Source organism: Verrucosispora sp. WMMA2044, from assembly GCF_027497155.1.
Lineage (GTDB): Bacteria > Actinomycetota > Actinomycetes > Mycobacteriales > Micromonosporaceae > Micromonospora > Micromonospora palythoicola.
Window position 1 is genome coordinate 3,357,570 of the sequence record NZ_CP114913.1, and the last position, 14,500, is coordinate 3,372,069.

13 protein-coding genes are annotated in these 14,500 nt (G+C 73.2%); 3 read left to right on the plus strand and 10 right to left on the minus strand.

All coding sequences use genetic code 11. The features are described from left to right. Positions 1 to 66: 66 nt before the first annotated feature. Positions 67 to 915 (plus strand): helix-turn-helix transcriptional regulator, encoded by an 849-nt coding sequence (locus O3597_RS15215; RefSeq protein WP_281604547.1) that lies wholly within the window; start codon positions 67 to 69, stop codon positions 913 to 915. 145 nt (positions 916 to 1,060) lie between these two features. On the opposite strand, the gene pdxT is transcribed toward O3597_RS15215, so the two are convergent. From pdxT to pgsA, 6 genes are all read right to left on the minus strand, one after another. Beyond that, positions 1,061 to 1,666 carry a pyridoxal 5'-phosphate synthase glutaminase subunit PdxT gene (gene pdxT, locus O3597_RS15220; protein ID WP_281601543.1) on the minus strand — a complete coding sequence of 202 codons (606 nt, stop codon included), beginning with the start codon at positions 1,664 to 1,666 and terminating at the stop codon, positions 1,061 to 1,063. 7 nt (positions 1,667 to 1,673) lie between these two features. Beyond that, positions 1,674 to 2,588, minus strand: coding sequence for a pyridoxal 5'-phosphate synthase lyase subunit PdxS (pdxS, locus tag O3597_RS15225; RefSeq protein ID WP_164445232.1), 915 nt, complete (start codon positions 2,586 to 2,588; stop codon positions 1,674 to 1,676). A 127-nt stretch (positions 2,589 to 2,715) separates the two neighbouring features. Further along, entirely contained in the window at positions 2,716 to 3,222 is a 507-nt protein-coding gene (locus O3597_RS15230) for a hypothetical protein (protein WP_164445233.1), read from the minus strand. 26 nt (positions 3,223 to 3,248) lie between these two features. Continuing rightward, positions 3,249 to 4,409, minus strand: coding sequence for a glycosyltransferase family 4 protein (locus tag O3597_RS15235; RefSeq protein ID WP_164445234.1), 1,161 nt, complete (start codon positions 4,407 to 4,409; stop codon positions 3,249 to 3,251). A gap of 13 nt (positions 4,410 to 4,422) precedes the next feature. Further along, a complete protein-coding gene (locus tag O3597_RS15240; RefSeq protein WP_281601544.1) occupies positions 4,423 to 5,301 on the minus strand; it encodes a phosphatidylinositol mannoside acyltransferase in 879 nt (292 codons plus the stop codon). A gap of 25 nt (positions 5,302 to 5,326) precedes the next feature. Then, complete coding sequence (gene pgsA / locus O3597_RS15245) at positions 5,327 to 5,959, minus strand: phosphatidylinositol phosphate synthase (protein ID WP_164445235.1); 633 nt, start codon at positions 5,957 to 5,959, stop codon at positions 5,327 to 5,329. A 278-nt stretch (positions 5,960 to 6,237) separates the two neighbouring features. Between pgsA and O3597_RS15250 the strand changes: the two genes are divergently transcribed. Then, a complete protein-coding gene (locus O3597_RS15250; protein WP_281601545.1) occupies positions 6,238 to 8,388 on the plus strand; it encodes an elongation factor G-like protein EF-G2 in 2,151 nt (716 codons plus the stop codon). A gap of 4 nt (positions 8,389 to 8,392) precedes the next feature. Here O3597_RS15250 and O3597_RS15255 read toward each other — a convergent pair whose 3' ends face one another. From O3597_RS15255 to thrS, 3 genes are all read right to left on the minus strand, one after another. Further along, entirely contained in the window at positions 8,393 to 9,451 is a 1,059-nt protein-coding gene (locus O3597_RS15255) for an aldo/keto reductase (RefSeq protein ID WP_281601546.1), read from the minus strand. Positions 9,452 to 9,771: 320 nt separating this feature from the next. Next, complete coding sequence (locus tag O3597_RS15260; RefSeq protein WP_166457969.1) at positions 9,772 to 10,284, minus strand: HIT domain-containing protein; 513 nt, start codon at positions 10,282 to 10,284, stop codon at positions 9,772 to 9,774. 62 nt (positions 10,285 to 10,346) lie between these two features. Then, positions 10,347 to 12,353 (minus strand): threonine--tRNA ligase, encoded by a 2,007-nt coding sequence (gene thrS / locus O3597_RS15265; RefSeq protein WP_164445239.1) that lies wholly within the window; start codon positions 12,351 to 12,353, stop codon positions 10,347 to 10,349. A 196-nt stretch (positions 12,354 to 12,549) separates the two neighbouring features. Between thrS and O3597_RS15270 the strand changes: the two genes are divergently transcribed. Next, complete coding sequence (locus tag O3597_RS15270) at positions 12,550 to 13,446, plus strand: DUF1775 domain-containing protein (RefSeq protein ID WP_281601547.1); 897 nt, start codon at positions 12,550 to 12,552, stop codon at positions 13,444 to 13,446. 62 nt (positions 13,447 to 13,508) lie between these two features. On the opposite strand, the gene O3597_RS15275 is transcribed toward O3597_RS15270, so the two are convergent. After that, on the minus strand, positions 13,509 to 14,429 hold the full coding sequence (locus O3597_RS15275) for an ADP-ribosylglycohydrolase family protein (RefSeq protein WP_281601548.1): 921 nt from the start codon (positions 14,427 to 14,429) through the stop codon (positions 13,509 to 13,511). Positions 14,430 to 14,500 lie beyond the last annotated feature (71 nt).

A 14,500-nucleotide genomic window follows, 5' to 3' on the forward strand; every position in this document is an offset into this window, starting at 1 on the left:
CCGGCGGGAGGGTAGCCCTGGCGGGGCCACGCTCCGGGAGCACGAGCGCGGCAGACTGGACGGGTGATGGACGGCGAGTTGGGCGCGTTCCTCCGCAGCCGACGCGAGGCGCTGCGCCCCGAGCAGGTGGGGCTGCCCACCAACGGCCGGCGACGCACGCCGGGCCTGCGGCGGGCGGAGTTGGCCACGCTGGCCCAGGTCAGCGTGGAATACCTGACCCGGCTCGAACAGGGCCGGGACACCCGCCCGTCGCCGGGCATCCTCGCCGCGCTGGCCGAGGCGTTGCGCCTCGACGACGCCGACCGCCGGCACCTTCAACAACTCGCGTCCGTCGACCACCGCCGGCAACTGTGCGCGGGCGGGCGGCCGACCGCGTCGCGTACCGTCCGCCCGCAGGTCCGGACGCTGCTGGAGGCGTTGCGGGACCGGCCGGCGTACCTGACCAACCGGCTCGGCGACGTGCTGGCCTGGAACGAGCCGTTCGACCGGTTGGCCCGCCCGCTGGGGCTGCTCGACGGCGAGCGGCCCAACCTCGTGTGGTTCCTCTTCGTCGACGAGCGGGCACGTCAGCACTTTCCCGACTGGGCCGACCTCGCCGACCAGCAGGTCGCCGACCTGCACCGGTTGCGCGGGGGCGACCCCGCCACCGACGCGTTCGCCGAACGGCTCACCCGTACCGTCGGGGAACCGTTCCGGTCCCGGTGGCAGCGCCGGCCGGTCGCGGTGCAGTCCAGCGGGGTGCGCTGGTTGCGGCATCCGGAGGTGGGGCCACTGCGGCTGTCGTACGAGACCCTGGAAATCCCCGACGACCAGCAGCGACTGGTGGTGCAGCAGCCCACCGACGCGGCCAGCGCCACCGCGCTGGACCGCCTCCTCGGCCGCCGCCCCGGCAGCCTCCGCTCAGTAGCCGGCTGACGTCAGTCCCGGACAGCGCCCCGGCCGGCACAAGATCCCCGCAGTTTCGGGGAAACTGCGGCCTGGAGGCCGCAGGAAGCGGCAGTTTCCCCGAAACTGCCGGCACGCCTCGGCGCAGCGCGGCGGCGCAGGGGTGGTGTCGGGGTCAGCGGGCGGTGCGGACCAGGTCGACGAAGTAGGCGTGCAGGCGGGGGTCGCCGGTGAGTTCCGGGTGGAACGAGGTGGCCAGCAGGTTGTGCTGGCGTACGGCGACGATCCGGCCGGACGCGGGTCCGTCGGACACCGTGCCGAGGACCTCCACGTTCTCGCCGACCCGCTCGACCCAGGGCGCGCGGATGAAGACCGCGTGCAGCGGTCCGCCCGGGATGCCGGTGATCTCCACCGGCGCCTCGAAGGAGTCGACCTGCCGGCCGAAGGCGTTGCGGCGGACGGTCATCGCGATGCCGTCGAAGCCGCGCTGGTCCGGCCGGCCGTCGAGCACCTCGGCCGCCAACATGATCATGCCGGCGCAGGAGCCGTAGACCGGCATCCCATCGGCGATCCGCTTGTCGATCGGGTCGCGCAGCTCGAAGATGTCGACCAGCTTGCTGATCGTGGTGGACTCCCCGCCCGGGATGACCAGGCCGTCGACCGCGTCCAGTTCCGCCGGCCGGCGTACCGGGCGGGCCTGCGCGCCCGCCGCCGTCAGGGCCGCGACGTGTTCGCGGACATCGCCCTGGAGGGCGAGGACACCGATCACGGGTGCCGTCACCGGTGGGTCACCAGCCGCGTTCGGCGAGGCGGTGCGGCTGCGGGATGTCGTCGACGTTGATGCCGACCATCGCCTCCCCGAGACCCCGGGAGACCTTGGCCAGCACGTCCGGGTCGTCGTGGAAGGTGGTCGCCTTGACGATGGCGGCGGCCCGCTGGGCCGGGTTGCCGGACTTGAAGATGCCCGAGCCGACGAAGACGCCCTCGGCGCCGAGCTGCATCATCATCGCCGCGTCGGCCGGGGTGGCGATGCCACCGGCGGTGAACAGCACCACCGGCAGCTTGCCGGTCTCGGCGATCTCCTTGACCAGCTCGTACGGTGCCTGCAGCTCCTTGGCCGCGACGAACAGCTCGTCGGCGGGCAGCGACGACAGGCGGCGGATCTCCTGGCGGATCTTCCGCATGTGGGTGGTGGCGTTGGAGACGTCGCCGGTGCCGGCCTCACCCTTCGAGCGGATCATGGCGGCGCCCTCGGTGATCCGGCGCAGCGCCTCGCCCAGGTTCGTCGCGCCGCAGACGAACGGCACGGTGAACGCCCACTTGTCGATGTGGTTGGCGTAGTCGGCCGGGGTGAGCACCTCGGACTCGTCGACGTAGTCCACCCCGAGGGACTGGAGGATCTGCGCCTCCACGAAGTGGCCGATGCGGGCCTTGGCCATGACCGGGATGGAGACCGCGTTGATGATGCCGTCGATCATGTCGGGGTCGCTCATCCGGGACACCCCGCCCTGGGCGCGGATGTCCGCGGGTACCCGTTCGAGGGCCATCACCGCGACCGCGCCGGCGTCCTCGGCGATCTTGGCCTGCTCGGGGGTGACCACATCCATGATCACGCCACCCTTGAGCATCTCGGCCATGCCGCGCTTCACCCGCGCGGTGCCGACTACCGGGGTGGCGGTGTTCGGGGAAGTCGTCTCGGACACGTCGTCGCTCCTCAGGCGTCCTCGGGAGGTGGCAGCGCAGATGCTACGCGCGGGCCGGCGCCGCTCCGACAGCCAATCAACCCCGTGGTGGCCTGCTGTGTGGCCGCCGTCACCCCGGGCGGGCGGCTCAGCGGATGGGCACGTCGGCGGCCGGGACGGTCAGGGTCGGGTCGTCGATGTCGAAGTAGCGCGGCCAGGTGTGCCCGCGTCCCATCCGCAACAGCCGCACCAGCGGCCGGCTGCGCACCGACCGGGCGTCGCGGACCAGGTCGGTGTGCACCTGGCGGGCCAGGGCGAGCCGCCGGCTGGCCGCGATGACCGCCTCGCAGTCGCCGTCGGTGGGGTCGAGCCGCACCGCCCGCAGCTGCCGGGTCAGGTCGTTCTCGGCCGCCTCCCGCTCCTCCGGCTGGGCGTCGAGGGCGATCCGTGCCGCCGCGTACAGCTCGACGCCGTAGCGACGTTCGGCCAGCACCGCCGCGGCGGCGGCCCGACGCAGCAGGTGGGCGTCCAGGGCACGGGCGGCGAGCTGGGCGCGGTCCTGGAGCCGCTCGACCCGGCCGGCGGTCCAGATCAGGTACACCGCCACCAGGGCGACGACCACCGTCGCGCCCACCACCCACCACATGCCCGGCATCGTAGTGCTGCTCCCGTTCCTTCCGATCAGTCCGGCCCCGCCCACTCCTGGTCGATCACCCGCCCGTCGGTCGCCTCGATCGCCGCTGCGTATACCTCCAGAACCCGGCGGGCAACCACGGGCCAGTCGAAATTCGCCACCACCTGGTCGCCGCAGGCGGTCAGCTCCGCCCGTTGGTCCGGATCGTCCAGCAGTTCGGCGATCGTCTGCCGCAGCGCCACCGCGTCTCCGGTGGGGAACAACCTGCCGGCCCGGCCGCCGTCGAGCACCCGGCGGAAGGCGTCGAGATCGCTGGCAACGACCGTGGTGCTGGCCGCCAACGCCTCGGTGAGGATCATGCCGAACGACTCGCCGCCGGTGTTGGGTGCCACGTAGAGGTGCACGCTGCGCAGCATGCGCGCCTTCTCCGGCTCGGGCACCAGCCCGAGGAAGGTGACCCGGTCGCGCAGGTCGGCCGGAAACCGGTTGAACAGGTCGTCCGGGTCGCCGGGGCCGGCGACCAGCAGGCGCAGCCCGGGACGCTGCCGGGCCAGCTCGACGAAGGCGTCGCGCAGGATCGGGAACCCCTTGCGGGGTTCGGTGAAACGGCCCAGGAAGCCGAGGGTGCCGCCGGTACCCGGCCCGCACGCCCCCGGCCAGCCGGACAGCGGCTCGACCCCGGCGTACTTGGCCACCGCCACCCCGTTCGGGATCTCCACCGCGCCGCCGTCGAGGTGCTCGACCTGCACCTTGCGGGCCAGGGCGCTCACCGCGATCCGTGCGGTGATCCGCTCCAGCAGGATCTGGAGCACCCCCTGGGCGGCGGCGAGCACCCGGGAGCGGGTCATCGCGGTGTGGAAGGTGGCCACCACCGGTCCCCGGGCGGAGAGCACGGCGAGCATGGACAGGCTCAGCGTCAGCGGTTCGTGCACGTGCAGCACGTCGAAGTCGCCCCGGGTGATCCACCGGCGGACCCGCGCGGTGGAGACGGGGCCGAACGCGATGCGGGCCACCGAGCCGTTGTACGGCAGCGGGACCGCCCGCCCGGCGGGCACCACGTACGACGGCAGCGGCGAGTCCTCGTCCGCCGGGGCGAGCACACTCACCTCGTGGCCCAGCCCGATCAACGCCTCGGCCAGGTCCATGACGTGGTTCTGCACCCCGCCCGGGACGTCGAAGGAGTACGGGCAGACGATGCCGATCCGCATTGCGCCCGTCCCCTCAGTCCAGCCACATCCGTTGCAGCATGTGCCAGTCTTCCGGATGCCGGGCGATGCCCGCCGCGAGACCGTCGGCGATCCGCTGGGTCAGCGACCTGACCCGTACGTCGAGGGTGCCCGCCTCGGGCCCCGGCACCGGCAGCGGGCCCTCCAGCGAGGCGCACGCCGCATCCGGTTCGTACCACATCGACGCCACGTACAGCGGTGCGCCGGTACGCAACGCGAGCAGCGCCGGACCGGGCGGCATCCGCGTCCGGCCGCCGAAGAAGTCCACCTCCACGCCCCGGGCGGAGAGGTCCCGGTCGGCCAGCAGCGGCACCACCGCCCCGGCGGCCAACCGGTCGGTCAGTACGTCCAGCGGCGGCCGGACGCCGCCGGTGGTGGGCAGGATCTCCATCCCCAGCCGTTCCCGGAACGCGGTGAACCGCCGATAGACGCCCTCCGGCTTGAGTCGTTCCATGACGGTGGACAACGGCCACCCGTTCGCCACCACCCACGCGCCGGCCATGTCCCAGTTGCCGGCGTGCGGCAGGGCTACCACCGCACCCCGGCCGGCGGCCACGTCGGCGGCAAGCAACTCGGTGCCGTCCAGTCGGAATCCGGCGAGAATCTGGTCGCGGCTCAGCGACGGCAGGCGGAACGCCTCCATCCAGTAGCGGGCGTACGACCGCAGGCCCCGGCGGACCAGGTCGTCGAGTTCGGCCTCGGGCAGTTCCGGACCGACCACGCGGCGGAGGTTGGCGCGTAGCCGGGTGGCCCCGGCCCCCCGGCGGCGGTGAGCGCGGTCGGCCCCGGCGGTGAACGCGGCGGCGGCGACCGGTCGAGGTAGCGCGCGGACCAGCCGCCAGCCGGCGAGGAAGCCGAACTCGGTGAGGTTCACCCGGTGCTCCGTCCGGCTGTGCCGCTCACCCGTGGCCGCCCGGCACGTCGACCTGCTGGGCCTGCCGGTACACGTGGCGCATCCGCTGGCCGACGGTGAACAGGGACACCGCCGCGAGCAGCCAGAGCGCGATCGGCAGCGCCACCGGGTGGACCAGCTCGGCGAGCAGGCCGCCGACACCGACGATCAGCAGTCGCTCCGTACGCTCGGCGATGCCCACGTTGCAGGTCATCCCGAGCCCTTCGGCGCGGGCCTTGACGTACGACACGAGCCCTCCGGCGGCCAGGCAGATCAGCGCGGCGGCCAGCCCCGCGCGGTCGCCCTCGGTGGCCAGGTAGAACGCGACCGCGCCGAACACCGCGCTGTCGGCGACCCGGTCCATGCTGGAATCGAGGAACGCGCCGAACCGGGTCGACCCGCCGCTCATCCGGGCCATCGTCCCGTCGAGCAGATCGGTGAGCGCGAAGACCGTCACGATCAGCGCACCGGCGACCAGGTGGCCGCGGGCGCCGAAGCCGAGCGCGCCGGCGAGCACCCCGAGGGTGCCCGCGACGGTGACCGCGTTGGGGGACACGCCCGCGCGCAGCAGGCTGCGGGCGATCGGCTCCACGACGCGGGTCATCCCCGCGCGGGCCGACACTTGGAAGATCTTCGCCATGGCGGTCCCACGATAACGGTCGGCCCTGGACCGGCGACACCGCCCGGCTGACCAGCCACGCTCAACCCGGCGCGGCGGCTGGCCGGAGAGGGTTGTGTCGGCCCGGCATCGGGTGTGAGATCGAGCCAGAAGGGTGACCCGGCTCACCCCGCCGCCTGTTGACTGCCCGGTCCCCAGCGAATCACCGGAGGATATCGCCGCAGCACCCCGCCCGGGCCGCATCCCCGTCGCGTGCGGCGGTCGCCACCCACCACCACCGGCTGAGGGAGGTGCGCCCGATGGCGCAGAGGAGTCAGGACAGAGGAGCCCCCGGCGTACCGGTGGTGACCGACCCCGCCAGGATCCGCAACGTGGTGCTCGTCGGGCACTCCGGAGCGGGCAAGACGACACTTGTCGAGGCGTTGCTCGCAACCTCCGGCACGATCTCCCGGGCCGGCTCGGTCACCGACGGCACCACCGTCTGCGATCACGACCCGGCCGCCGTCCGCCAGCAGCGTTCGGTCGCCCTGGCGTGCGCGCCGCTGCTGCACGACGGGATCAAGATCAATCTGCTCGACACGCCGGGCTACGCCGACTTCGTCGGCGAGTTGCGCGCCGGGCTGCGGGCCGCCGACGCCGCGCTGTTCGTGGTCTCGGCGGTCGACGGGATGGACGCGGCCACCGCGGCGCTGTGGGAGGAGTGCGCGGCGGTGGACATGCCCCGGGCGGTCGCGGTGGCCCGGCTGGACCACCCCCGCGCCGACTTCGACGAGGCGGTGGCGCTGTGCCAGCGGGTCTTCGGCGACAACGTGCTTCCGCTCTACCTGCCGATGCTCGGTGACGACGGCGAATCCACCGTCGGCCTGCTGGGGTTGATCACGCGGCGGGTCTTCGACTACACGGTTGGGCTGCCGCCGCAGGTACGTGAGCCCGACCCGGAGCACCTGCCGGCCATCGTCGAGTCCCGCAACGAGTTGATCGAGGGGATCATCGCCGAGAGCGAGGACGAGACCCTGATGGACCGGTACCTCGAAGGCGAGGAGATCGACGCCGCCATCCTGGTGGAGGATCTGGAGAAGGCGGTCGCCCGCGGCCACTTCTATCCGGTGGTGCCGGTCTGCGCGGCGACCGGGGTCGGCCTGGACGCGCTGCTGGAGGTGCTCACCGCCGGCTTCCCCGCCCCGCCGGAGCACGCACTGCCCGCGGTGACCGGGGTGGACGGCTCCCCACGACCGCCGCTGACCTGCGATCCGAATGGCCCGCTGGTCGCCGAGGTGGTACGGACCACCATCGACCGGCATGTCGGGCGGGTCTGCGTGGTCCGGGTCTTCTCCGGCACGCTGCGCCCCGAGCAGACCGTGCACGTGTCCGGGCACGGCCTGGCCGAACGTGGCCACCCCGACCACGACGCCGACGAGCGGATCGCCCACCTCTACAGCCCGCTCGGTGCCACCCTGCGGGAGGTGGGCGTGGCGGTGGCCGGTGACATCTGCGCGATCACCAAGTCCGGCAGCGCGGAGACCGGCGACACCATCTCCGCCAAGGAGAACCCGCTGCTGATCGCGCCGTGGGAGATGCCGGAGCCGCTGCTGCCGGTGGCGATCGTGGCGAAGTCCCGCGCCGACGAGGATGCCCTGGCCCGCAACCTCGGCCGGCTGGTCGCCGGCGACCCGACGATGCGGCTGGAACGCAACCCGGAGACCCACCAGCTGGTGCTGTGGTGCATGGGCGAGGCGCACGCCGACGTGGTCCTCGACCGGCTGCGCGCGGGCGGCGTCGAGCTGGACACCGAGCCGGTGCGGGTGGCGCTGCGGGAGACGCTCACCGTGCCGGCCCGGGGGCACGGCCGGCACGTCAAGCAGTCCGGTGGGCACGGACAGTACGCCGTCTGCGACATCGAGGTGGAGCCGCTGCCGCGCGGCGGGGGCTTCGAGTTCGTCGACCGGGTGGTCGGCGGCGCGGTCCCGCACAACTACATCCCCTCGGTGGAGAAGGGGGTACGCGCCCAGATGGAGCGCGGCCTGGTCGCCGGCCACCCGGTGGTGGACCTGCGGGTGACGCTCGTCGACGGCAAGGCGCACAGCGTGGACTCCTCCGACGCCGCGTTCCAGACCGCCGGGGCGCTGGCCCTGCGCGACGCCGCCGACCGGGGGCAGCCGGCGCTGCTGGAGCCGGTCGACGAGGTGACGGTACGGGTGCCCGACGTCAACGTGGGCGCGGTGATGGGCGACCTGTCCGGCCGACGTGGCCGGGTGCTTGGCACCGAGCCGGACCCGGCCGCCGAGGGGCGCACCCTGGTACGCGCCGAGGTGCCCGTCACCGAGCTGCTGCGGTACGCCGTGGAGCTGCGGGCGATGACCTCCGGAGCCGGCACCTTCCGACGGCACTTCGTCCGCTACGACCCGATGCCCGCCCACCTGGCTGACCAGATCCGCAAGGAGCACGGCTGACCGGTCAGGGGCGGGCGGTGGGCAGCATCGGGCTGGGCCAGTAGGGGCGGTCGGCCTCCCGCAGCGCGGCGGCCCGCAGGGCGGCTAGCTGCCGCTCCACCTCCGCGAAGTGGTCGGCGGCGAGTGGGCCGAGGGCGAGCGCGGCGGCGTTCTCCTCGACCTGGGCGACGGTGCGGCAGCCCGGGATCGGGACAGCCCGGTCGCTGCGCGCCCAGATCCAGCCCAGCGCCCCCTGGGCCAGGGTGCGCCCGTCGGCGGTCAACGCCGCCCGGACCGCCTGCACCCGACGCAGCCACTCCGGTGCCGGCCGCCCACCCCGGAACCACTCCAACCAACCCGAGGTCATTCCGCGCACGTCGTCGCGGGGCAGCACCGACTCGGGACGGTACTTGCCGGTGAGCAGCCCCATGCCGAGCGGACCACGGTTGACGCTGGCCAGGTCGTACTTCTCGCAGACGGCGAGCAGGTCGGGTGCGTCCCGCAGCACCGACAGGCTGTGCTGCACGGCGGTGGCGTGTGGGGCGTCGTGCCCGAGGGCCGCCGCCCGGTCGGCCCGGTCGGTGCTCCAGCCGTACGCGCGGACCAGGCCGTCGGCCACCAGGTCCTCCAACGCGCCGATCAGCTCGCATGCCCGGGGCACGGGCAGGTCGGCCAGGTGCAGTTGGTAGAGGTCGATCCGGTCGGTGCCGAGACGGCGCAGCGAGTCCCGGACCGCCCGGCGCAGGTAGGCCGGTGAGGCGTCGGGCCCGATGGCCTGCCGGGTCCGCTCGTCGAACGTGTACCCCCATTTGGTGGCGATCACCGCCTCGTCACGGCGGCCGCCCAGGGCCCGCCCGAGGATTCGTTCTCCGTGTCCCGCGCCGTGGCTGTCGGCGGTGTCGAAGAGGGTCACGCCGAGGTCGAGCGCGCGGCGGATCGCCCGCACCGACTCCTCGTCGTCGACGGCCCCCCAGCCCAGCGGTGTGCGCCCCACGGTCCACGGGCCGGCGATCGCCCAGCAGCCCATGCCCAGGGCGCTGACCGCGATGCCGCTGCGGCCCAGTCTCCGCGTCGCCTCCACCACCGGCGCATCGTGCCATCTTTCGGACAGACGTTGACGAAGATCCAGCACGACCATCCGTACGGGCACCGGCGGGCGTACGGATCACCCGACCGGGGGCCGATCCGGCGCGGTTTCGTCGCTGCCGCCCCGCGTCGCGGACGACCTGCGGATGGCCGGCGAATCCCCTTCCGCATCGCGTCGCCTTTGCTCTGCTTACCGACACGCATCGACTTCACTGCGTGACCGCTGCGTGGGTTGAAGCAGAGCAAGGGCGCGTACCAAGAGGTCGCCGCCGCGCGCGGGCGAAGACGGCGCGGCGCGGGCGGGAGAGGCGCCCTGGGTCAGGCGGGCCAGGCGCGGGCGAGCAGGTCGCGGGTGTCGCCCAGCAGTTGCGGCAGGACCTTGGTGCGCCCGATCACCGGCATGAAGTTGGCGTCGCCGCCCCACCGGGGCACCACGTGCTGGTGCAGGTGGGCGGCGATGCCGGCACCGGCCACCCCACCCTGGTTCATGCCCAGGTTGAAGCCGTGGGCACTGCTGACCTTGCGAATCACCCGCATGGCGGTCTGGGTGAACGACGCCAGCTCGGCCGTCTCCGGCCCGTCCAGGTCGGTGTAGTCGGCCACGTGCCGGTACGGGCAGACCAACAGGTGCCCCGGGTTGTACGGGTACAGGTTGAGCACCACGAACACGTGCCCGCCACGTGCCACGACCAGGCTCTCCTCCGGCGGGCGGGCCGGGGCCAGGCAGAACGGGCACCCCGAAGGTCGCTCGTAACCGCCCTCGGGCCGGTCCTCGCCGGAGATGTACGTCATCCGGTGGGGCGTCCAGAGCCGGTCCAGCCCGTCGGCCATGTCCCTGTCGGTGTGCTCCTCCGCCCCAGTCACACCGGCGATCCTACGGCCCTGACCGGCCGTCACATCTCGGCGGAGGGGCCGGTGTTGGTCCGGGAGGTGACCACGTCCAGGACGTGGGTGACCGCCTCGGCCAGCGGTACCCCGTTGCGCTGGGAGCCGTCCCGGTAACGGAACGAGACGGTGCCGGCGGCCACGTCGTCGTCGCCGGCGATCACCATGAACGGGATCTTCTGCTGCTGCGCGGTGCGGATCTTCTTCTGCATCCGCTCGTCACCGGCGTCCACCTGGGCCCGGATCCCCTCCGCGCGCAGCGCGGCGACGAAGCCGTGCAGGTAGTCGGCGTGGTCGTCGCGGATCGGGATGCCGACCACCTGCACCGGAGCCAGCCAGGCCGGGAACGCTCCCGCGTAGTGCTCGGTGAGCACGCCGAAGAACCGTTCGATCGAACCGAAGAGGGCCCGGTGGATCATGACCGGCCGCTGTCGGGTGCCGTCGGCGGCCTGGTACTCCAGGCCGAACCGCTCCGGCTGGTTGAAGTCGACCTGGATGGTGGACATCTGCCAGGTCCGGCCGATGGCGTCCTTGGCCTGCACCGAGATCTTCGGACCGTAGAAGGCGGCGCCGCCCGGGTCCGGCACCAGTTGCAGGCCGGAGGTCTCGGCGGCGGTGCGCAGCGCCTCGGTGGCCTCGGCCCAGTCGTCGTCCGAGCCGATGAACTTCGGCGAGTCGTCGCGGGTGGACAGCTCCAGGTAGAAGTCGTCCAGGCCGTAGTCGCGCAGCAGGTCCAGCACGAACGACAGCAGGGTGGTCAGCTCGCCGGGCATCTGCTCCCGGGTGCAGTAGATGTGCGAGTCGTCCTGGGTCAGACCGCGTACCCGGGTGAGGCCGTGCACGACACCCGACTTCTCGTACCGGTAGACGGTGCCGAACTCGAACAGCCGTAGCGGCAGTTCTCGGTAGGACCGTCCGCGCGACCGGAAGATCAGGTTGTGCATCGGGCAGTTCATCGCCTTGAGGTAGTACTCCGCGCCCTCCAACTGCATGGGCGGGAACATCGTGTCGGCGTAGTACGGCAGGTGCCCGGAGGTCTCGAAGAGCTGCGCCTTGGTGATGTGCGGGCTGTTGACGAACTCGTACCCCGCCTCCTCGTGGCGGCGACGCGAGTAGTCCTCCAGCTCCCGGCGGATGATGCCGCCCTTGGGGTGGAAGACCGCGAGGCCCGAGCCGATCTCGTCGGGGAAGCTGAACAGGTCCAGGTCCGCGCCGAGCTTGCGGTGGTCGCGCCGGGCGGCCTCCTCCAGCAGCTTCAGGTACGCCTTCAACCCGTCGCGGGTCGGCCACGCGGTGCCGTACACGCGCTGCAACTGCGGGTTCTTCTCCGACCCCCGCCAGTACGCGGCGGCCGAGCGCATCAGCTTGAACGCGCCGATCAGCCGGGTGTTTGGCAGGTGCGGCCCCCGGCACAGGTCCGACCAGCAGACCTTGTCCTCGTCGGCGGCGAGGTTGTCGTAGATGGTCAGCTCACCGCCGCCGACCTCCATCACCTCGGAGGAGTCCAGTCCCTCGCCCTTGACGTCGATCAGCTCCAGCTTGAACGGCTCGGCCGCCAGCTCGGTCTTCGCCTCGTCCAGGCTGTCGAAGCGGCGACGCCGGAACCGTTGCCCCGACTTGATGATTTCCTGCATCCGCTTCTCGAGCTTGCCCAGGTCGTCGGGCTGGAACGGCTTGTCCACCGCGAAGTCGTAGTAGAAGCCGTTGTCGATCGGCGGGCCGATGCCGAGCTTCGCCTGCGGGAAGATGTCCTGCACGGCCTGGGCCAGCACGTGGGCCGTGGAGTGGCGCAGCACGTTCAGCCCGTCCGGGGAGTCCAGCGCGACCGGCTCGACGGTCGTCTCCTCGGCCGGTCGCCAGTCCAGGTCGCGCAGCACGCCGTGCGGGTCGCGGACCACCACGGTCGCCCGGGGGCCGTTGGTGGGCAGCCCGGCCGCGGCCACCGCGTCGGCCGCCGTGGTCCCGGCGGCGACGACGACGGGGTCGGCCACGGCGGGGGTACGGGGTGCGGACACGGATGACTCCTCGCAGCAGACGTGACGGATGGTGCCGATGTCGGCTCACTGATGCTATCGGGCGCCCGGGACGCCACCGCCGTCGACACCGACGGCAGCCGATTCCCGCCACCGTTGAACCTTTCCGGCCCCGGATCCGAACTACCGGGTGTGGCCGGAGCCGGTTCCGGCCGCGTGGACACGGATGGGAACCCAGATGGCGATGACGCACGGCCCGAGCCGTCGACGCCGGGGCGCGCTGGTGGCCGCCCTGGCCACGGCCGTGGTGCTGCTCTGGCCCGCCACGGCGTGGGCCGACGGGGTGACCTTCACCCCGACCGAGGCACAGCAGGGCAACGCGGTGAAGCTCGAATTCGTGGTGCCCGACGAACGGCCCGGTGTCCGTACCGAGAAGATCGAGATCACGATTCCCGAGGATCCGCCGATCGCCGAGGTGTATCCGCTGTCGGTCGAGGGCTGGGCGCCGACGATCACCACCCGGAAGCTGGACCGGCCGGTGTCCGGCATGCACGGCCCGGCCACCGACGTGGTGACCGCCTCGCTGATCTGGTCGCGGGCGAAGGGCCAGGCGGGCGAGGGCCCGGCTCGGCTGGTGTTCTCGATGGCCCCGCTGCCGCAGACCGAACGGCTGACCTTCGAGCTGGTGCAGACGTACGCCGACGGTCTCCAGGTGCGCTGGGGTGCCGGTCCCGGCCAGCGTCCGCTGCCGGCGCTCACGCTGGTGCCCGGTGACCCGGCCTACCCGGGCGCCCACGGCGGGCACGGCGCGCCCCCCGGCGGCGCGGCGCCCGTCGAGGCGCCGCCCACCACCGCCACCTCCGGCGGCGGCCCGAACGCGAACAGCCTGCTCGCCGCCGGGCTGGTCGCCGGCCTCGGCGGCGGCGCGGTGGTGGGTTGGCTGATCAGCCGCCGACGCCGCGCCGCCACCGAGGAGATCGACCGCTCGGTGCTCGACGAGGAGCGGCCCGGCGAGCGGCCGGCAGCCGGAACGGTCGAGGTCGGGACGCCCGGCGACGGGGCGGACGCCTCCGGTGCGGCGGGTACGCCCGAGGGTGCCGGTTCCGACGTGGTCGAGGCGGGCGCGCGGCGCTGAGCGGCGGGCGCCGGCGGGTCCGGTCAGCCGGCCCGCTGAGCGGCGGGCGCGGCGGGTTTGGGTCAGCCGGCCCAGTCGGGTAGCGGCTCCCGGGCGGCCAGCCAGTCGGCGGGCACCCCACGCTCGGTGGCCACCCCGGTGTACGCGGCGACGATCCCGCCGACGATGGCCGCGGTGGTGTCCACGTCGCCGCCCGCCTCGACACAGGCGCGTACCGCGGCCGGATAGTCGTCCAGGTGGGTGGCGGCGACCCAGCACGTGAAGGCGACGGTGTCCTGCGCGGTGACGCGGGAGCCGTTGCCGAGCGCGTCCACCACCTCCGGCAGCGGCCGGCCGAGCAACTCCGCCGCCCGGCGTACGCCCCGGTGCACCTCGGTCGCCGGGTCCACGGCGGCGGCGACGCCGGCGAGCAGGCGACCCGGGTCCGGCCGGTCCCCGTCCAGTCGGGCCCGGACGGCTCGGGCGGCGGCCACCGCGACCGCCACCGCACCGGCGATCCCCTCCGGGTGGGCGTGGGTCACCTCGGCCGACGCCTGTGCCGACTCGACCACCCGTCTGGTCGAGTCGGCGAAGTACGCCCCCAACGGGGCGACCCGCATCGCCGCGCCGTTGCCGCAGGAGCCCTGCCCGTCGAACGCGGACGCGGCGGCGACCGGCCACGGGGTGCCGGTCCGGATCAGGCGCAGGATGCGCACCGCTCCCGCTCCGTAGCCACGGTACGGCTCGCAGCGTTCGGCGAAGTCGAGCGCCAGCGCGTCCCGGTCGATCCGGCCCGCCTCGGCCAGCTGGGCCAGCACCGAGCAGGCCATCTCGGTGTCGTCGGTCCACTGCCAGGGCGGTGGCGGGAGCCGGTCGGCGGTCAGGTCGGCGGGGTGCCGGCCGGGAACGAAGAACTGCGAGCCGAGGGCGTCGCCGACCGACAGGCCGACGAGGCTGTCCCGCGCGAGGGCCAGGCGGGTGTCCGGATAGAGGGTGAACGTCATGGTCACACCAGCTTGACCGGTACCCGGGGTGGGCGCAATCACGGCGCACTTGCCGCCCCGAGTACCGTGCT